The organism is Parerythrobacter lacustris, assembly GCF_024626475.1.
In the GTDB taxonomy this organism is placed as follows: Bacteria; Pseudomonadota; Alphaproteobacteria; order Sphingomonadales; family Sphingomonadaceae; genus Parerythrobacter_A; species Parerythrobacter_A lacustris.
On the sequence record NZ_JANKHH010000008.1, the window covers coordinates 96,664 to 115,501 of the forward strand.

The window sequence follows — 18,838 nt, forward strand, 5'->3', positions numbered from 1 at the left end:
TGCTGCTCGCTCCAGCGCCCTGGAGTTCCGGGGACACAATACCTAATTGCGCCGTACCGCCGACCACCACTTCGCCAGCATCGCACACCCGGCACAACAAGCCATTTTCCTACACGCCGCGAGCCTGCTAGCCTCCTTCGGTTCTTTGAAAACCGAATCCCCCCCGCTCGCCCGGACACCGCGTGCAACTTTATTTGTCATGCGCGCACTGTGCAAAGTTAGCCGCTCTGTTCAGCCTCGCCAGCCGAAGTCTGAACATATTGCCACCTCACTCCGGAACTCCCCGCGAATCCCAACTCATGCGCGCTGTAGGTTTTTGGTGTCGCCTTCGTGTCGCCTTTCAGCCTTCTCCGCGACCTCTCCGGTCAGCTCACCCGCCATGCCGTTCAGCTTGCCGCAAGACGAAACGTGCTTTTCTGTCGATCAGTGGAGCAATCCGCGCAACAGGAGGCACATCATGTCGAGCATGAATTTCCGCAGCAGCCGCCCCGATCACTGGGTCTCGCCGCGCCCCTACAGCGATGCGAGCCTGCGCTACATGAAGCATGGCCCGGTGCTGCCGATGGACGAGCCCGGCCTGCTCGCACGGCTGTTCGGCTGGCGCTGACGCAGGCCCGATCCGGCGGGACCGTTGTGCCCGCCGCCCAGCCCCTCCACAACGCGCCCATCGCGCTTGCTTTTGCCGTTTTCCGCGCCTAGATAGCCGCTGTCTTCCGACATCGATGGTGGAAAAGCCCTCCCGGACTTGAACCGGGGCGGCGAAACCCTCATCCCGGAAGACAGGTAATTTTTGCAGGACGGATGCAGCCGCGATGGCCGAAGAAAAGAAGCGCAAGACCTCCCCCGCCGAGTTCGTGAACCAGGTTCGCGCCGAAGGCAGCAAGGTCGTGTGGCCGACGCGGCAGGAAACCGTCACCACGGCGATTTTCGTCGGGATCATGATGCTGGTCCTCTCGCTGTTCTTCCTCGGCGTCGATTCGGCGTTCCAGGCGGTCGTCACCTTCCTGCTTCAGCTTCTCTGATCGCGCGCATCCGCATCCATCCCCAGACAACAGGATCACAATGGCTCGCTGGTACATCATCCACGCCTATTCGGGTTTCGAGAACAAGGTTCGCGATTCGATCATCTCGGAAGCCGAGCGCCTCGGCCTGTCCGAAGCGGTGGAGGACGTGCAGGTCCCGACCGAGACCGTGACCGAAGTGAAGCGCGGCAAGAAGGTGCAGGTCGAACGCAAGTTCATGCCCGGCTATGTCCTCGCCAAGCTCAAGCTGACCGACGACGTCTATCACCTGGTCAAGAACACCCCCAAGGTGACCGGTTTCCTCGGCAACAACAACAAGCCGCAGCCGATTTCCGAACGCGAGGCCGCGCGCTATTTCGGCGGGGTGGCAGAAGCCAAGGCCGCGCCCAAGAAAGACATCAGCGTCGATTACGAGATCGGCGACAACGTCAAGGTGCTCGACGGCCCCTTCGCCAGCTTCAACGGCCTGGTCGAGGAATTGGATTTCGACAAGGCGAAGGTCAAGGTCAGCGTCTCGATCTTCGGCCGCGCGACCCCGGTCGAGCTCGATTTCGAACAGGTCGAACTGGTCAAGTAATTCGGTTGCGTTTTCGGGCGCGTCTCGCTAGACGCGCCGCTTCCCGGGCCCGGCTCGGGAAATTCGCGCGGGAGGCCTGCCGCAAGCAGGCTGTTCGACCGCTTACCATGAGCCGCCGTTCGAAAGAGCGCGGCAACAGTGAGAAAGGAGGCCATTCATGGCCAAGAAGATCGACGGCTATATCAAGCTGCAGGTGCCCGCCGGCACCGCCAACCCGTCGCCCCCGATCGGCCCTGCGCTGGGTCAGCGCGGCGTCAACATCATGGAATTCTGCAAGGCGTTCAACGCCGCGACCGACAGCCTTGAAAAGGGCATGCCGATCCCGACGATCATCACCGTGTTTGCCGACAAGAGCTTTACCTTCGTCACCAAGACCCCGCCGGCCAGCTTCCTGATCAAGAAGGCTGCCAACCTCAAGTCGGGCTCGAAGGAACCGGGCAAGGTTTCGGCCGGAACCATCAAGCGCTCGCAGCTCGCCGAAATCGCCGAAACCAAGTTCGCCGATCTCAACGCGAACGATATCGAACAGGCAACCAAGATCATCGAAGGCAGCGCGCGTTCGATGGGCCTCGACGTGGTGGAGGGCTAAGACCATGGCAAAGCAGACGAAGAAGGAACAGGTCCTCGCCAAGCTGGACTGTGAGAAGCTCTACAGCGTCGAGGAAGCCCTCGCCACGCTGCGCGAGCACAAGAGCAAGTTCGATGAAACCGTCGAAGTCGCGATGAACCTCGGCGTCGATCCGCGCCACGCCGACCAGATGGTCCGCGGCATGGTGTCGCTGCCTTCGGGTACCGGCAAGGACGTCAAGGTCGCGGTCTTCGCGCGCGGCGACAATGCCGACAAGGCGCTCGCCGCAGGGGCCGACAAGGTCGGTGCGGAAGACCTGATGGAAGACATGCAGGCCGGCAACCTCGACTATGACCGCGTGATCGCGACGCCGGACATGATGGGCGTGGTCGGCCGTCTCGGCAAGGTGCTCGGCCCCAAGGGCCTGATGCCGAACCCGAAGCTCGGCACGGTGACGCCGAACGTGGAGCAGGCCGTCAAGGACGCCAAGGGCGGCCAGGTCGAATACCGGGTCGAGAAGCAGGGCATCATCCACAGCGGCATCGGCAAGCTGTCGTTCAAGGACGCCGACCTGATGGCGAACTTCAAGGCGCTGACCGAAGCGGTGGTGAAGTCCAAGCCCTCGGGCGCCAAGGGCAAGTATGTCCGCAAGATCACGCTGACCTCGTCGATGGGCCCCGGCCTCAAGGTCGATCTCGCGGAAGTCGAAGGCGCCTAACGCCTTTCGATATCGCAGACACAGGCAAGGGCCGGGGGAGCGATCCTCCGGCCCTTTCGTTTCTCAGCCCCGCAGCAGACGCCGCGCTGCGGCGATGCCGCCGGTCTTCTCCGCCAACGTCCGGGCAACTGCGACGCTGCCGTCGAACAGCGCGAGCGAGCCGAGCAGCAACCGATTGGGCAGGGCGGGGCGCAGCAGGACGAAGGAGGCGCAGTTCACGCTGTCGGTGCCGAACTTGGCCTTGTGGTCGCCGTCGCCCTCGGTGAAATCGAAGTAGTGGAACCGCCGCTCGGCAAACAGCTGCTCGAGCGCGGCGAGCTGGAGCACCGTTCCGGGCGAGAGCTGGGCGTGCTCTGGCGAATAGCCGAGATAGGAATAGACCAATGTCTGGCCCTCCACCGGCAGATAGAGATAGGCCACCGGCTCGCCGCCGAGAAAGAGGAGGAAAGCGCGTAGCCGGTCGTCTGCCGCCAGCTGCATGGCCTCCCGCTCGGCATTCGACCCTTGGGGTAGCCCGGCATCGAGCAGTCTCGCCTGATAGGTGCGCGCGTCAAGCGGGCGGACCAGGCGCAGGAATTCGGCAATTTCGGCGGGCGTGCGATAGCTGCCGACATCGAGTGTACCGCCCCCGAGTTCCGCGAATTTGCGCGCCTTGCGCCGCAGGGTCGAGCGGGTCTTGCCCGAAAAACACGCGAGGTAATCGTCGAAGCTGCAGCCCATGCGGATGAAATGCCGCGCATAATCCCGCCGCCCGCCGACCAGCCAGTCTTGGTATCGGGAAAGGAGCGAGTCCACCGCTTGGGCCGGGACCGAGCTCAGCTGGTAACCATCGGCGTTGCCGCAGTCGGGCAAGGCGGCGCGCGGGCGGTCGAGCAATTCTTCAAGCGTCCATCCCACCGGGACGAGCTGGCGCGGCACGGCGAACAGCTTCCGGGCCCCGACAATGAAACGGATGTCGTAGCTGGTCGCCTCGGTCATCGAGCCGGCCATGCGAGCGTTTCGGAAAAGCGCACCATCATCGAACTGCATGCCAGCCAGCGCCACCGCGCCGACACACTCCCGCCAATTGCCGATTACGCGACAACTCTTAGCGCATACGGGTTAATGGGGCGTTTGCCGTCAGATCCCCCCGGGGGTGAAATCGAAGCCGAGTTCGCCCAGCCCCTCGCACAGCGTGTGCATGCAGCTCTGCAGCGCGTCCGCATCGGTCGAACGGATAACGAAGTTCGACCCGACCCGCCCTTCGCGGAAGAACGGGTAGCTGCCGATCTGGCAATTGTCGTGCGCCTTCTCGACCTCGCGCAGCAGCACCGCGACTTCACTCTCGGGAATGAACCCGCCGACCGTCTCGCTGAGCAGCCGCGCGCCGCCTTCGAGCGTACCGGTCAGCGCGTCGAGCATGCCGGCGGTGATATGCGGCACGCCCGCCATCAGGTGGACATTGCCGATCTTGATCCCCGGCGCGCCCGACATCCGGTTGGGGATCAGCTCAGCCCCTTCCGGCACACGCGCCATGCGCAGCCGCCCTTCGTTGAGTCCGCCCTTGTCGGCGTAATAGCGCTCGAGAATGGCGCGCGCATCGGGATGGATCACCACCTCGACGCCGAGCGCGGCGGCCACCGCATCGACCGTGATATCGTCATGCGTCGGGCCGATTCCGCCGGTGGTGAAGAGATAGTCGTTGGCCGAGCGCAGTGCATTCACTGCCTCGACGATCCGCTCGATCACATCGGGCACCACGCGCACTTCGGCCAAGCGTATGCCCTGCACTTGCAGCCAGCTCGCGACCTGCGCGATGTTCTTGTCATGCGTGCGGCCGGAGAGAATCTCGTCGCCGATCACGACCAGCCCGGCGGTGTAGATGCGTTCGCCCATGGTGACCGGTTAGGCGAGGTCGGACAGAAGGGAAAGGGCCGAAAGCTACTCCGCCGCTTCGAGCTGTTCTTCCGGCAACCGGACGTTGTCGGATGACTTGCTGAACGCCAGCAAGCCGTCTTCCACCGGGCTGTCATGCAGCACCTTGCGGTCGAACACATATTCCTGATTGAGCCGCCACGGATAGGTCGTCGCGCTCTTGGGCATGATGTGCTTCCCGCGCTGGATGTAGCCGCTGGAGAAATCGAACAGGTCGTCCTCTTCCAGACCGTGGTCGGCAGGCAGCACGGGCGTGACCGTGTCGATGCCCTGTTCGTCCATCCGGTTGAGCACGCGGCAGACGAATTCGGAATTGATGTCCGCCCGCAGCGTCCAGCTGGCGTTGAGATAGCCGAACACCGCCGCAAGATTGGGCAGGTTCGAGAACATGCAGCCCTTGTAATAGAACCGCTGGCTGAAATCGACCGGTGCACCATCATTGCTTACCGCGATCTTGCCGGCGAGCCCCAGTTTGAGCCCGGTCGCGGTCACGATGATGTCGGCGGCGATCACCTGCCCGGTGTCGAGTTCGATCCCGCCCTTGACGAAGCGCTTGATCCGGCCGGTCACGACATCGGCCTTGCCGCGCTTGATGGCGGCGAACAGATCATCGTCGGGGACGAGGCACAGCCGCTGGTCCCACGGGTTGTAGGGCGGGGTGAAGGGCGCAAGGTCGAAATCCTCGCCCATCGATTTGCGGATGCGCTTGTGCAGTCCGTCCTTCACCTTCTGCGGCTTGTTGCGGGCCATCTTGAAGCCGAAATCCTGCATCTTGATGTTCTTCCACCGGGTGATCCGGTAGGCCAGCTTCTCGGGCAGGATCTTGCGCAGGAAGTTGGCCAGCCCGTCCTTCGCCGGGCGCGAGAACATCCAGGTCGGGGTCCGCTGGAGCATGGTGACCTTGGCCGCCTTGTCCGCCATCGAGGGGACGATGGTGACCGCCGTCGCGCCCGATCCGATCACCACGACCTGCTTGCCGCTGTAATCGAGGTCTTCAGGCCAGAACTGCGGGTGGACAACCTGCCCGTCGAAATCGGCGAATTCGAACGCCGGATCGTAGGCCTCGTCGTAATCGTAATAGCCTGATCCGAGATAGAGGAAATTGGCGGTCATCGCCGTCTGCGATCCGTCCGCCTTTTCCATGATAACGTGCCAGCGCGCTTCGTCGCTGCGCCAGTCGGCGGAGACGACCTTGTGCTGGAAATGGATGTGCTGCCGGATGCCGCGCTCGTCGACGATGCGGTCGAGGTAGTCGAGGATGGCAGGGGCATCGGCGATCGACTTCTCGTGCTTCCACGGCTCGAACACGAAGCCCAGCGTGTGCATATCGCTGTCCGACCGGATGCCGGGATAGCGGAACAGGTCCCACGTCCCGCCCAACTTCTCGCGCCGCTCGACGATCGCGTAATTGCGGCCGGGGCAGAGCATTTCCATATGCGCGGCCATGCCGATGCCGGAAATGCCGGCACCGACGATCAGGACGTCGAAATCGGGTGCGGTTGCAAGCATTGGGCCTCTCCTCTTGACGTTAGCGTAAACCATCAAGCGAGGGTTGGCGAGTCCCGATAGCGAATTGCAACCTATCTCGCGGTGACGAGGCTGCGCTGCTCCGCCATCCCCATCGAGGCGAGCAGGGGATCGGTCTCCTGCCGCGCCTTGAAATCGGCCTTGCTGCCCATCCCGCGCCAGTCGGCCAGTACCAGCGACTGCGCCACCGCACCGCCCAGGGTTGTGCCGGGTCCGGTGACGATGAACAGGTCCGGCGCAAACTCGCGCGCGGCAACCGTGATCGCGCGAGTGAAGTCGTAGCTTTCGGTCACCTGGTGGCCCAGCGTGTAATCCCATAGCGCCTGCGGCCCGCTCGCATGCGGCCACCAGATCGCGCCGCGCCCGTCGATCAGCGGAATCGAAGGTTGGCCGAAGAGTGCGGGTGAGAGCGCCACGCGCCCGCGCGCGGCGACCGGCTCCTGAAGCGATGTGTGGAACGCAGCGTGGTTACCCAGCCGCAGCGGGAAGCGACCGTCGATGGGTTCCGCCGCGTTCTCGAACGCCTTGAGTCCGGCCTCGTTGCCTGCCAGCACCAGCATGCCGCCGAGGTCGATCGACAGGCCGAGCGTGTGATCGGCGCGCGCGTCGATCTCCGCCACCAGCGCGAGCAGCGCCGCCTTGCGCGCCGGATCGGGCCGCCAGTCGTCGCCGAGAAACGGATAGACCAGCTGCCCGCCGATCAGCGCTTCCTGCATCAGCGTGCCCATGGTGTTGGCGACCGCGAAACCATCGGCGGGCGACAGCGCGCCGCCGCAGGCGAGCGCCGAATACCAGCCCATCGAATTGCCGGTGACCGCGACGATCTCCACCTGCTCGCGGTCGATCGACAGGAAATCGCCCAGCGTTGCGGCGTAGATCAGGCCCGAGGCATTGTCGCCGCGGGTGTGCCTGGCGAGGCTGAACCGATCGGCCCCGTCGAGCGCCGAGAGGCTTTCCTGCCCCATGCCGATGCGCTGCGCGTCGAACCCGGCGAGGAGCGCCGGATCGGGGAAGTGGCGCGCCAGATAGCCGAGCTCGTCCTTGTTGTAGGTCCCCCGACCTGGGCAGAAGACGACGGCGGTCTTCATGCTGCTTCCCCCGCAAGATCGCGCGCGGCGGCGAGGATGCTGTCGATCCCCGGCATGGTCGCGGCATAGGCCGGGCCGGTGGGGATGAAGCTGTCTTCGGCGGTGTGGCGCGCGACTGGCTTGTCCGTGCGTTCGGTGAGCAGCGTGACCAGCGCTTCGGCCAGCCCGCCGGTGCGGCGCGTTTCGTCAACCACCAGCACCCGCGCCGCATCGCCGACGGCGTCGAGCAGCGCCGCTTCGGGCAGCGGGTTGAGCCAGTGCAGGTCGATCACCCGCGCGGCGATGCCCTCTTCCGCTAGCCTTTTTTGCGCTTGCAGCGACAAATGCATTCCGTTGGCGTAGCTGACGATGGCAAGGTCGATGCCGTCCCCATGGCGCGAGACATCGCCGAAGCCGATCCGCTCGGACGGGTCGGGATATTCGCGCAACCACAGCCCGTCGCCCGGCTCGTGTAGGTCGCGCATCGGGTAGAGCGCGATCGGCTCGAGGAACACCACCAGCCGCTGCTCCTCGCGCGCCAGCCGCACGCATTCGCGCAGCAGCTTCGCGGCATCGGCACCGTTCGAAGGGCAGCACAGGATCAGCCCGGGGATATCGCGCAGCACCGCAAAGCTGTTGTCGTTGTGAAAATGCCCCCCGAACCCCTTCTGGTAGCCCAGCCCGGCAATCCGCACGACCATCGGATTGGTGAACTGGCCACCCGAAAAGAACGGCAGCGTCGCCGCTTCACCGCGCAGCTGGTCTTCGGCATTGTGCAGATAGGCGAGGAACTGGATTTCCGGCACCGGCACGAAGCCGTTGTGCGCCATGCCGATGGCGAGGCCGAGGATCGATTGCTCGTCGAGCAGGGTGTCGATCACCCGCGCGCGGCCGAAGCGCTGGCCGAGCTTCTGGGTCACGCCGTAGACCCCGCCCTTGGCGCAGATATCCTCGCCCATCAGCGCGATCTCGCGGTGTTCGAGCATGAGATCGGTCAGCGCCCAGTTGATGCAGCGGCTCATGATCTGCGGGCTTTCCATCGCCTTGAGATCGCTGCCGAAGGCTGCGGCGCGTGCATCGGTTGATGGCCCGTTGCTCGGTGCATTGCTGCGTTTCGGCGGTATCAGGCTCGCCATCACCTCGCTCGCTGCCTTCAGGCGAGGGCGGGTCACCGCTTCGTTGCGGATACGCTCCACCCGCTCCAGCGTCTGCCGGTAGATCGCCAGCGCCTCGGCAGGATCGAGCGCGCCTGCTTCGCCCAGCAGGCGGACCGTATGCAGCAGCGGATCGTTCGCCTCGTCCGCCTCGACCTGCGCCTTGGGCATATAGGTCGTCTGCACATCGGCCCCGGCATGGCCATAGAGCCGGACGGTGCGGATGTGCAGGAAAGCGGGCTTGCGCCGCTTGCGCACGTACTCCGCCGCTTCCCGCGCCACTCGGAAGCTGTCGTAGATGTCGAGCCCGTCGCAAGCGAAATAGGCGAGGTCCGGCTTGTGCGCGAAATTGGCCGCGATCCATCCGTTGGGCGTCTTGGTCGAGATGCCGATCCCGTTGTCCTCGCACACCCACAGCACCGGCATCGGCACCTTCTGGTAGGCGGTCCAGCAGCTGGTGTTGATTGCGCCCTGCGCGGTCGAGTGGTTGGCGCTGGCATCACCGAAACTGCACATCACGATCGCATCGTCAGGCAGCGCCCGATGCTCCGGCATCACGCGCTTCGCCAGGCCGACAGAATACGCCGCGCCGACCGCCTTGGGCAGGTGGCTGGCGATAGTCGAGGTCTGCGGCGGGATGTTGAGTGCCTTGCTGCCCAATACCTTGTGCCGCCCGCCCGAGATCGGGTCGTCGCTCGAGCAGGTGAAGCTCAGCAGCATGTCCCACGCGATGCTCTGCCCCGGAACCTGGTTGGCGCGCTCGATCTGGAACGCGGCATCGCGGTAGTGGAGGAACGCCATGTCGGTCGGGTGCAGTGCGGCCGCGACCGCTGCCATCCCCTCATGGCCGGAGGAACCGATGGTGTAGAACCCTTCGCCCGCCGCCTGCATCTTCCGGCTGACGATATCCAGCGCGCGGGTCAGGCAGCCCGAACGGTAGAGCTGGACGGCGAGGTCGGCCTGTAGCGGTCCAGACGGCCCAGCGCCTTGCGGCAAGTCACCCTCGGCCACCCGGCGAAGGAAATTCTCATGTACGATTTGCGCACGATCCATCCCAGCGCCCTTAGGCGGCTTCGGTTTCGATTGAAACCATCGCACACCGGCGCGACCAGTTCAAAATCGCGATTTTGCGGATATTTTGGGGGAGATCGAGTGGAGTGGGGCTTTTGGCCATCCCCACTCCTTGGACTCGAACCATTTCACATCGTACCAGACACAGCGATGCTACTTCTTTGGTTTCCGTACTATGTTGCACGGAGACTCGGACATAGCACCAATCGCGTGCTCGGGCAAAGCATTACGATGCCCGTACACAACGGTCAGAAGAGATTGTCGCGCCGCCTGGCGATATCGTCCGGGCTGGTCAGGTCGAGCTGCTGGCCGTTTTTGACGAAATTGTCGGCATAGACCCACAGGTAATTCAGTTTCTCCTCCTTGGGCATCGGCGGTTCCGGCTGGACCAGCTTCTTCACGCGGAAGCCGATCCGTGCCAGCTCGATGTGGTTCTCCTTGAACAGCAACCTGTGACCGAGAAAGCCGTAGACCCACACGCCGAATTCGAACCGGGTGTTGTGATGTCCGGCGGTGCGCATGTGCAACAGCCGGTTGTTGCGCACCAGCAGCCGGTCGACATTGCCGACATATATACCCTGCAACCACTTCACGTCGTTGCCCGGAGTGGTCAGTTCGCACAGATTGTCTTCGATCACCACGTCGCCGATAATAAAGGACTTCCGCTCGAAACTAATCGCAACCCGGATCGCGGTGTTGAACCCGCGGATGATGTTGCCCGACACGCGCGCCGAATCGAGGCGCCTTCCCGCGCAGACGATGGCCTGGAACGCCATCGGATCGCGTTGCTTGGTGTTGGCGGCGAACCAACCGTTGAAATCGCGGAAATTGGTCCGCGCCATCGTTCCGTCGAGCAGCATGCGGCCGGCGTTCGTGACATACTCGGCAAGGTTCTGGCTCTTGTCGAATGGCTTCGTTTCCTCCGCGCGCGCGATGATCCGGCTCCATTCCGTGTCGCGGACGGGCGAATTGAAGGCGACGCTTTGCCCGTCCTTCTCGATCAGCACATTGCGCTCGCCGCGCACGCTCGCGCGGCGTGAAGCGACGCCGATCTCGCGCAGCGTGAGCATTTTGCGGCGGGTTTCCTTCTCCACCCCCACCGGGTTGCCGTTGCCGAGCGCACGCATCCCTTCCTCGAAACTGGGCAGGAGTTCGGGCTTTTCGACCGCCGTATCGAACAACGACTTCACATATTTGCGCAAGCTATCCTCGCTGGTTGCCGCATCGGGAGGAGGCGGTTCCTTTCGGGTCATCCGGTCCCATTCGGATTGTGGCACCGCACTCATGAAGGTGAAGGCGAGATCACCCGCGCGAATCTCGCGCACATCGTTGCCCAGCACCGCGCGGCCCGAGGTGATCCGGGCGACCAGCGTCCCAAGCAACAGATCACGCCGCTTGGGGGGCAGCTTGTCGCTGGCGAGTTCGAAATCGGATCGCAGCGGCTGGACCGTCAGGGTGTTGTCGGCAACCAGACAATCGATCGCGTCGCTGACCAGAATCCCTTCCTGCATGAAGCCCACTTCGCAGCGGCAATTCACGATCCGCACGCGTGCCATCGGCGTGTCCTTCTCGTCGTCGGGCAAGGGCCGGACGGTCAGCGCGGTGCGTCGCGTCTCGTTGTCGGGCGCGCAAGCGAAGTCGCACTCGGCAATGTCGACCAGATCGACGCCGCTCACGGTCAGCGCGCCCAACCGGTGGTCGGATTGCGCTTCGTCCGCCATGTCGCCGCGCAAGGCGAGCGAGCGGACCGACAGGCCGCGCACGACGAGGCTGTTGCACTTTGCGACTTCGAGCGCGCACTCGCTCTTGGTCGCGACGATCCGCACGCCGTCGCCACTACCGTTGATCTTGACGTGGCCGAGGCCGGAGAGCTGCACGGTCGTTTCGGTGGTATAAGTGCCGGGCGCGAAGCAGATGCTGACATCGGTTCCGGCAGGAATGGCGGCGAGCACCTTGGCCCAATCATTCGCCGGGGTGATGACATGCGTCTCGCATCCGCCATGCTGGATGCGCGCAAGCTGCTCGATCGCATCCTGCACCGTAAGCGCACCGGCCAGTTCGGGCGTTGCCGAAGGATCGAAGCTGACATCTCGCGCGCGGGATAGGTTGGCGGCGAATTCGACCTTGGCACCAAAAGTGTTGCCGTCTGCGTCAACCCTGATCGCGGTGACCTTTTGCAGCTCGGTCGCGCCGTCGAGGCTCCAAGCTACGCTTGCGATCCCGTCGGCCTGGGTGGTCGCGACCAGCGTAGTAACATTCCCGGTCAGCCGTCCATTGCCGGCCGTCACAGCGAAACGGACACGCACGCCGGACACCGGCAGCTTGCCGCGCGTGACGGAAACCATCAACGGCTGGCCAAGCGGGACCAGCGATGCCGGAGCGGTCTCGTCCGGCATGGCTTCTTGACCGTCTCCGCTGACATAGTCGAACTGCAGCTGGTCGGTCAGCGGAGCGAAAATCGGCCGGCAATCGCTGAGCACAGCCCAGGCGCCGGATGCGTTGCGTTCGACGATCGCGAGCGGGGCGTATCCCCGGTCGAGTCCGTCGGGGGGCAGGTCGAGCGGTGCACCGGTGACCGCGTGTTGCGGCCATTCGACATCTCCGGTCAGCGAGCGCGCCGGGACGGTCCAGAAGTCGCCATGCAGCATGGCCCCGGGCTGGAAGCGGACCTCGACCCCCAGTTCGAGCTCGACCCAGCCCGCAGCGGGATCGGCCTCGACCGGCAGGCCGCCCTCCCACCGCTGGATCGTGGCGGATGGCGGCAATGCGGCGATGTTGGGCGCGCTCCCTGCGGTTATGACCGACAGATCGGCAGCGCTGCGCAGCTCCGACAGGATCAGCCGCTGGCCGCTGACGTCGCCGATCAGCCCGAAGAAGCCGGCGCCATTGGCCGCCAGCGCGGCGTCGTCGCGGATTTCGATCCAGTCGCCGACCTTAAGTTTGGTGACGTCGTCCCGGCCAAGGCTGTCGGCCACGAGCCCGCCGTCTTCGATCAGCGCGTAGCGGGTGCGATGCATCGCGTTGTCGCGCGACCATTTGTAATGCGGCTTTGCCAGCGCGGATGTGGTGTGAATCTCTACCCGGTAAAGATGGTTTTCGACCGAGCGATAGCCCGAATCGGGCGGCAGGGTGCAGGGCCCGGTCTCGGTCGCGGAAATCGTCGCGCGGGCGGCGAGCTTCGCCCGGGTGCCCTGCAGATCGATCCCCCCCTCGACATCGGCGCAGGTCAGCGGGGCCGAGGCGAGGCCGCGCGCGACCAGCTCTGCCTGCGACACGAACCCGACTTTCCATCGGGCCACGTCGCGGGTCGAGGTATCGGGTCCGTCGAACGCGACTTCGAGCAGCGCGGGATCGTCGATCGCGGTCAGTGCTGCATCCCATGTTTCAAGATAGGCGAGATAGCGCCCCGCGGCTGTCGGCAGCGCCGCGTCCGCCGGGTCGACCGCTTCGACCAGCCATGCCTCCGTGGTCGATTGCGGGGTCAGCGCAGGATCGAGGCGGAATTCGGCTTCGCCATCGGGGTTCGCTTCGCTGTGGGTGACGCGATGCACCGCACCGCTGCCGTCCGCCGCAACCGCGAGAATGTCACCCACCGCAAGGGCAGGCCCCTGCTCGACGATCCAGCGCGTATCGGTGCCGGTGCCCGACTTGCGCCTGATCGCCAGTTCCCGGATCCCGGCGCTGACGACATGCCGCCCCGCGACATAGCCGCTGCCGCCACCGATGACGAAACCGCCGAGCGCGGCGTTGAAGGCGAGCGCAAATCCGGCATCACCTTGCGGGAAGCCGGCCGGTCCGATGATGTCGGTCGCCGCCCGCCGATGGTCGAGCCGCAGCAGGTCGCCCTGTTCGTTAAAATCGGCATCGGACAGCAGTCGCCCCTGCTGCAGCCGCACCAGGCTGAACTGCTTCGCCGGATCGAACGAATTGCGCGAATAGTCACCACTCATGGCCAGCCTCACTCATCAACAAAATGGATGCCGCACGAGAGACCGAAGGGGGAGTATTCCCCTGCTGCATCTCGCAGGTTGGCCAGTCGGGCCGGGACCCGCTGGCGATAACCGACGCCCATTTCCAGGTTGCCGTCCGCCCCTTCGAGGATTTCGCGCGGACAGCCGCGCGAAAGCAGACCGAAGCCCGGATCGGCAAAACGGTCGCCGACGAAGGAGGGACGCAGTTTCATCGAGCTGCCGCCCGATGTTTCGGTCACGCAGCGGAAGCGCCGCGGGACGATCGAATCCGAAGGCAGGTAACTGAAACGGACGCAGCCCTGCTGGCGATGCTCCGCTTCGATCCGCCCGGTCGCGATGCAGTTCTCCATTTCGACGGTGCGCGCGTTCGTGCGCCCGAAGATGGTGGAGCGGGCTATCTCCAGATCGCCCTTCGGGATCGACAGGACGCCTTGCGCCCCGAGCGCCAGATCAGACCCGAAGGCGAGGATGCTGTCGGCGATCGAGAGCGGAGCAGCGACATCGTCGAGCCGGAGACGCCCGACAAGGCTTCGTTCGATGGTGACCCGGAGCGTTTCCTGCCCGTCGAGCCACAGCGCACGCACGAATTCGCCCTTGTCGACGCCCAGCGTGCAATCCAGCACGTCGAGCCGGTCGAGCACTTCGCCTGCCGCAATCCCGATATCCTTCAGCGCAATACCGGACAGCACCAGTCGCGTCGGCACATCGCTGTCGCTGGCGGCGGCCTTGATGCCGAGCCGCGTGGGGACATGGGGCCGTCGCAGTGCGGGCGTCAGGCCGGCTTCGTCGCGCTCAAAGGTTCCATCGGGGGAGCGCACTCCCGGCCAGCCTCCGGCGACAATGACCAGCTGGCAGCCCTTCTTCAGTTCGAGCGCATTTGCCCCGCCGATCGCCTCGGGATAGGTGCCGCTGTCGAGAATTGCGATGATCCCGCGCTGCCCCACGACCGACTCGGCATTCCAGCGCTGGATCGCGCTGCGCAGCGTTCCGACCACCGGTCCGCCCTGCAAGGGGTCGTTGGTCTGGTCCTCGATCCGGCTCGACACGCCGATTCGCCATGGTGCGGGCTCGCCAACGACGAAGATATCGTCCCACCAGCTGTCGAGCGAGGCGCGGCGGTCGTAGGCACCCCCTCCAATGTCGAACGGTTGGGGCGCGGCAAATCCGGTCTCGAGAGATCTGGCCTTGTCGGTATCGTGCAGCGAAAGACGCCCGAGTACCGGATCGAACAGCACGTGGCCCGCCGTGCCGGGCTGGCGGATCGATCCGTCCTTGGCCTCGCCCAAATGGCAGCAGTGGAGCTTATCAGTCGGAACCTCGGCCCCATCGAGCCGGATGCGCAGCACCGGGTTGGCACCGAACCATCGCGGCGTCTCGACATTGCCCGCACGGAGCCCGTCGAGTTCATCCGCAAGCGGCTCGCGGCGCAGCCGTTCGGGTACGTTCAGCGGCGAGACTCGCTCGGCAATCGTCAGGTCGGGCCGGGGCAGGTTCACCAGCGGGAGGTCGCGCCCCAGCGGGTCGAATCGCCGCACGGCTCCGTCGGGGGTCACCAGCGAGGGGACCGGACCGCCGAGGTAGCCGCTCGGTTCGCTGATCAGCGGAAACAGCGGCTGCGCGCCTTGTCGCCAGACGAACAGCCCGAGATTAGGAATGTTGAACCGACCGCTGAAGCCGGTAACCGGCCCGGCAGCAGGGAGGTGGCTCGCGCGCGAGAATGGCCGATGCGCCAGCTGCGGCTCGTCGCTGCGGCGGACGCTGGCGACCACCTGCCGGTTGGGGCGCAAATGGTTGACGTTCTCGCTGGTCGCCAGGTGCTGGAAGAATTCGACCGCGATGATCGGCCAGCCCGAGACATCGCGCGCAACCTGCTCCAGCGCCGCAGCGGTGCCCTTGGCCTGGCGATATTGCAGCACATTGGCGATATAGGCCCGGAGCTGGCCCGCCCCGCTGTCACCGATCTCGCGCATCGGGCGGGCACCGATCAGCTCGGCGATATAGGGCAGGACCCAGGCCTCGCAGGTCTCGACAAACCAGTTGTCGAACAACTGGTCGATATCCCTCTCGACGATCTGGAGCTCTTCGGTCAGGAGCGCCAGCAGCGCTTCGAGCGCGCGCTGTTCCTGCCCGTCGCGCAGGCGGGCGTAGGATGGAATCGCCTCGAACAGGGGGGAGGTTACGCGATCACGCATCGGCAAACTCCATCGTCAGATCGATCGCCGAGGGCAGGACGAGCAGCAGTTCGCTGGCGGCAAAGGAACCCGTCATGCGCTGCCCTGGCCCTTGCGCCGATGCGGCACGCAATACGCTGTCGAGACGGGGCGGAACCGAGCTGTCCACCAAGTCGCCGCCCTCGATCCGTTCGAGCCCGTCGAGGTCGACCATCGTCACCCCGGGCAGCGAGTGGATCAGCGCCAGAATGCCGGCCGACGAAACGGCTTCGCCCAGCGCGCCCGATGCAAAGCTGTAACGGGTCTCGATCGCAAGCCGGACATCGCGCTCGAGATCGGCCAGCAGATAGGCCCGATCGACATAGACTTTCGCCTTCACGCGGAAATAGACCCGGGCGTAGGGCTGGACGATCACTGCGCGCGCCGGATCGCGCACACCCTCGAGCGCATCGGCGAGCTTGGACAGCAGATCGGCATCGCCCGCCAGCTCGATATCTTCCTCCGGCGCGAGCGAGATATGGACGACCTTGTTCCTGCCCGACCAGAGCTGCTCCGCCCGGGCCTTCCCGACTCCGGCAAAGTTGCGCGCAAAGTCTTCGTAGTCCGCCAGCGACACCACGCGGCCCAGCGTCTTGACCGTGTTGGGTGCGGTCACGCGGATATCGTCGAGCGATTCGGGTTCGGCCCCTCCGGTTGCGGGGGAGGGATTGGACACCGAGCGGATGCCGAGCGGCTTCGTCTTCAATTGGATGATCGTCCGCTCGGGCACATGGCCCGCCAAGCCGGTGCCGCTGCGATAGCTGGCGGCGACGTTGAGCTCGCCCGTCGGCAGGCGGCGACCTTTGATCCCGTCGCCGAAGCGCACGGTGACCTCGCTGCTCTCGCCCAGCGCGGTCTCGTAGACTGCGTCCTGCGGCCCGGCGTCGAACAGGGTTTCGACTTCCCGCCACAGGATGCCGTCGACCCTCACCTCCAGCGTCGAGGCCCGCCCGCTGGCTGTGGTCGCCGAAACATAGGTCAGGGGAATCTTGCGCAGACCGAAACTCTGATTCGGCAAGGTGGCATCGCCCGAGCCGAGCACTTCGGTTACCCGCTCGCCATGGCTCGCCAGCGCGACATTGGCGTTGATGCGCAGACTGGTCCGCTCGTAGGAATGGATGATCGCGCCCTCGAGCAGCAGCCGCGTTACCCCGTCGATATGCAGGACTTCGCGGATGATGCAGGTTTCGCTGCCTTCGATTCCCTCGGCATCGGCCCGCGCCCCGGTAACCGATACGGGCCGCCCGCGCACGAGGTCGAGATAGAGCGTGTCGAGATCGAGTTCGAGCACTTCGGCCTCGAGCACCGGCTCGAGCGGTATCCCCGCAAGCGGCAGATGCTGCGAGGCGAGGAACGCCTGCGTCTTGCGCACCTTGAAGGCGTTGAGCGGGCTCGACACCGCGCTTGCCGGCGGGACAAGCGGGGTGCCGTCGGGCAGGGCGAAGGCGAGACCGGTGGCCTTGCCGCTCATGGCATAATCGGCGCGCGACTGGGTCGCGGCGGCTGTCACCTGCAACCCGAGCGACTCGCCTGCCGCGTTCTCGAGGATTGCCCAGCTCCCCGGCTGGACCGCCTTCACTTCGCGTTCGAGATAGGCCTGTGCCTCGCCCTGCAGAAGGCTGTTCTTGGCGTCGACCCAGATCGTGGTCGGGGTGCTGTCCCAGTCATGAGAGAAAGGGGCCTTGATCGCGGTACCGTCGGCATTCCTGCCAAAGGACACTGTGGCCCACAGCTGCGCAGAATTGCCGAAGAAACCGGCATCCTCGCTCATCGCGTGGAGCCCGGTCTGCACCTCCCCGACGCCCGCCGGCCCAACGACCGGGCGCAGCCGCCCGCGCAGCATCGCCATCAGCTTGGTGCGCGACCATGATTGGGTGCGCACGAAGGCGCTGAGGCCATCGCCGGTCCAGGCGTTGCCCTTGACGTAGCGATCGAGCGTGCTGCTTGCGAGCGACAGGCCCTGCGCGGGAATGATCCCCGGCTTCAGTCTGGCAGGGCGGAATCGGGGCGGCGTGCTCACCGCGTCGGGCGGATTGCCGTGGCGCGCAAGGATGAGGGTGGTGATCCCGAAGTCGCGTTTCTCGGTAACGGTGACGATGCGATAGGGTTCGGCGATGGTCGCGCCTTCGCTGCCCGATCGGGCGACTGCGAGCAGGCGCTGGCCGGGTCTCAGCGCGAGACCCAGCCCGTGAACAAAGACTTCATTGACCGGCACTGCGCGGAGCAGCGGCTCGATCTCGGGATTGGTTGCCCGGTCGGCTATGCGCTGGGCGAGCCGTTCGGACAGGTCGAGGCCGGGTGTGACCGCGTGATACGGCTCCAGCGCCGCATCGCTGGCCAGCTCGACCAGCCCGGCCAGCGCCGGGTCGTCGGTGTCGAAGCTGTTGTCGAGGTCAAACAGGAACAGCGTGCCGTTGGCGGGATCGTCCTCGTCGGCAAGATTGCGGTAGATTGCGAGCGGCTGGTCGCGCGTGGTCCTTGCGCGAATGTCGTTCCACTCGCCACGCGCCACGATCGGCTCAAGTGTTTCGAAGGTCTGCGGCAACTCGTCCTTGGCTTGCGGTACCGATGCCGCCTGCACGCCCGGCGCGATCTCGACCCGGCGAAACGGATCGTCCTTGTCCTCGACGGTAAAGGCCAGCCAGGTGCCGGAAGCTACGCCGGGCCCCAGCTTGTAGCCGATCGTCGCCGCCAGCTCGATCATCGAGCGCCGCTCGCGCGCGCTCGCAAGATAGCCTTCATTGGCGATCCGTTCGGAATAGAAAGAGAGCACATCGAGCGTGCAGGCGAAGGCATCGAGGAGACCCCCGGTCGGCTCGCCCGCACGATCCGGACGAAGACCGCGCAACGGATGGCTCGCGGGGACCCCGTCGCGCGCCGGAACTTCCTGACGCGGAACCCGCCACAACATGCGGTCGAGGAACTCCGGCTGCGTGCCGATTCGGTAGTCGACTTCGCTGCGGCCCGGCGGGTTGTCAGGTCGCTGCGGATCGAGGTCTTTCGCGCCGCAGATATCGAGCGATGGCTTGCGATGCACGG

Annotated in this window: 13 protein-coding genes; 5 read left to right on the forward strand and 8 right to left on the reverse strand. The window is 65.2% G+C overall.

The genetic code is table 11. The annotated features are described in order from the left end of the window. The first annotated feature begins 457 nt into the window (after nt 1–457). From NSO95_RS15025 to rplA, 5 genes are all read left to right on the forward strand, one after another. Nucleotides 458–607 (forward strand): hypothetical protein, encoded by a 150-nt coding sequence (locus NSO95_RS15025; protein WP_257597146.1) that lies wholly within the window; start codon nt 458–460, stop codon nt 605–607. 205 nt (nt 608–812) lie between these two features. Beyond that, on the forward strand, nt 813–1,022 hold the full coding sequence (gene secE, locus NSO95_RS15030) for a preprotein translocase subunit SecE (protein WP_257597147.1): 210 nt from the start codon (nt 813–815) through the stop codon (nt 1,020–1,022). Nucleotides 1,023–1,062: 40 nt separating this feature from the next. Continuing rightward, the gene (gene nusG, locus NSO95_RS15035; protein WP_257597148.1) at nt 1,063–1,599 is read left to right on the forward strand and encodes a transcription termination/antitermination protein NusG; all 537 of its coding nucleotides are present in this window, start codon (nt 1,063–1,065) and stop codon (nt 1,597–1,599) included. A gap of 157 nt (nt 1,600–1,756) precedes the next feature. After that, nucleotides 1,757–2,188 (forward strand): 50S ribosomal protein L11, encoded by a 432-nt coding sequence (rplK, locus tag NSO95_RS15040; protein WP_257597149.1) that lies wholly within the window; start codon nt 1,757–1,759, stop codon nt 2,186–2,188. 4 nt (nt 2,189–2,192) lie between these two features. Beyond that, entirely contained in the window at nt 2,193–2,885 is a 693-nt protein-coding gene (rplA, locus tag NSO95_RS15045) for a 50S ribosomal protein L1 (RefSeq protein WP_257597150.1), read from the forward strand. 63 nt (nt 2,886–2,948) lie between these two features. On the opposite strand, the gene NSO95_RS15050 is transcribed toward rplA, so the two are convergent. The 8 genes from NSO95_RS15050 to NSO95_RS15375 form a co-directional block, all read right to left on the reverse strand. Next, nucleotides 2,949–3,914: a GNAT family N-acetyltransferase gene (locus tag NSO95_RS15050; RefSeq protein WP_257597151.1), complete on the reverse strand. Its 966-nt coding sequence runs from the start codon at nt 3,912–3,914 to the stop codon at nt 2,949–2,951. Between the two features lie 90 nt (nt 3,915–4,004). After that, entirely contained in the window at nt 4,005–4,760 is a 756-nt protein-coding gene (locus NSO95_RS15055; protein ID WP_257597152.1) for a competence/damage-inducible protein A, read from the reverse strand. A gap of 45 nt (nt 4,761–4,805) precedes the next feature. After that, a complete protein-coding gene (locus NSO95_RS15060) occupies nt 4,806–6,308 on the reverse strand; it encodes a flavin-containing monooxygenase (RefSeq protein ID WP_257597153.1) in 1,503 nt (500 codons plus the stop codon). Between the two features lie 71 nt (nt 6,309–6,379). After that, a complete protein-coding gene (locus NSO95_RS15065; RefSeq protein ID WP_257597154.1) occupies nt 6,380–7,414 on the reverse strand; it encodes an ACP S-malonyltransferase in 1,035 nt (344 codons plus the stop codon). Continuing rightward, nucleotides 7,411–9,600, reverse strand: coding sequence for a thiamine pyrophosphate-dependent enzyme (locus tag NSO95_RS15070; protein WP_257597155.1), 2,190 nt, complete (start codon nt 9,598–9,600; stop codon nt 7,411–7,413). Before NSO95_RS15070 ends, NSO95_RS15065 begins: the two co-directional genes overlap by 4 nt. A gap of 266 nt (nt 9,601–9,866) precedes the next feature. Then, nucleotides 9,867–13,568, reverse strand: a complete 3,702-nt coding sequence (locus tag NSO95_RS15075) for a DUF6519 domain-containing protein (protein WP_257597156.1) — start codon at nt 13,566–13,568, stop codon at nt 9,867–9,869. An 8-nt stretch (nt 13,569–13,576) separates the two neighbouring features. Beyond that, nucleotides 13,577–15,781 (reverse strand): phage tail protein, encoded by a 2,205-nt coding sequence (locus NSO95_RS15080; protein WP_257597157.1) that lies wholly within the window; start codon nt 15,779–15,781, stop codon nt 13,577–13,579. After that, nucleotides 15,774–18,836, reverse strand: a complete 3,063-nt coding sequence (locus NSO95_RS15375; protein WP_257597158.1) for a putative baseplate assembly protein — start codon at nt 18,834–18,836, stop codon at nt 15,774–15,776. The genes NSO95_RS15080 and NSO95_RS15375 overlap by 8 nt, the downstream gene beginning before the upstream one ends. Between the last annotated feature and the right edge of the window lie 2 nt (nt 18,837–18,838).

What these genes read in the sequence shown, in the direction of transcription:
- NSO95_RS15025 (WP_257597146.1), top strand. Translation starts at nt 458, where the DNA reads ATGTCGAGCATGAATTTCCGCAGCAGCCGCCCCGATCACTGGGTCTCG.
- secE (WP_257597147.1), top strand. Translation starts at nt 813, where the DNA reads ATGGCCGAAGAAAAGAAGCGCAAGACCTCCCCCGCCGAGTTCGTGAAC.
- nusG (WP_257597148.1), top strand. Translation starts at nt 1,063, where the DNA reads ATGGCTCGCTGGTACATCATCCACGCCTATTCGGGTTTCGAGAACAAG.
- rplK (WP_257597149.1), top strand. Translation starts at nt 1,757, where the DNA reads ATGGCCAAGAAGATCGACGGCTATATCAAGCTGCAGGTGCCCGCCGGC.
- rplA (WP_257597150.1), top strand. Translation starts at nt 2,193, where the DNA reads ATGGCAAAGCAGACGAAGAAGGAACAGGTCCTCGCCAAGCTGGACTGT.
- NSO95_RS15050 (WP_257597151.1), bottom strand. Translation starts at nt 3,914, where the DNA reads ATGCAGTTCGATGATGGTGCGCTTTTCCGAAACGCTCGCATGGCCGGC.
- NSO95_RS15055 (WP_257597152.1), bottom strand. Translation starts at nt 4,760, where the DNA reads ATGGGCGAACGCATCTACACCGCCGGGCTGGTCGTGATCGGCGACGAG.
- NSO95_RS15060 (WP_257597153.1), bottom strand. Translation starts at nt 6,308, where the DNA reads ATGCTTGCAACCGCACCCGATTTCGACGTCCTGATCGTCGGTGCCGGC.
- NSO95_RS15065 (WP_257597154.1), bottom strand. Translation starts at nt 7,414, where the DNA reads ATGAAGACCGCCGTCGTCTTCTGCCCAGGTCGGGGGACCTACAACAAG.
- NSO95_RS15070 (WP_257597155.1), bottom strand. Translation starts at nt 9,600, where the DNA reads ATGGATCGTGCGCAAATCGTACATGAGAATTTCCTTCGCCGGGTGGCC.
- NSO95_RS15075 (WP_257597156.1), bottom strand. Translation starts at nt 13,568, where the DNA reads ATGAGTGGTGACTATTCGCGCAATTCGTTCGATCCGGCGAAGCAGTTC.
- NSO95_RS15080 (WP_257597157.1), bottom strand. Translation starts at nt 15,781, where the DNA reads ATGCGTGATCGCGTAACCTCCCCCCTGTTCGAGGCGATTCCATCCTAC.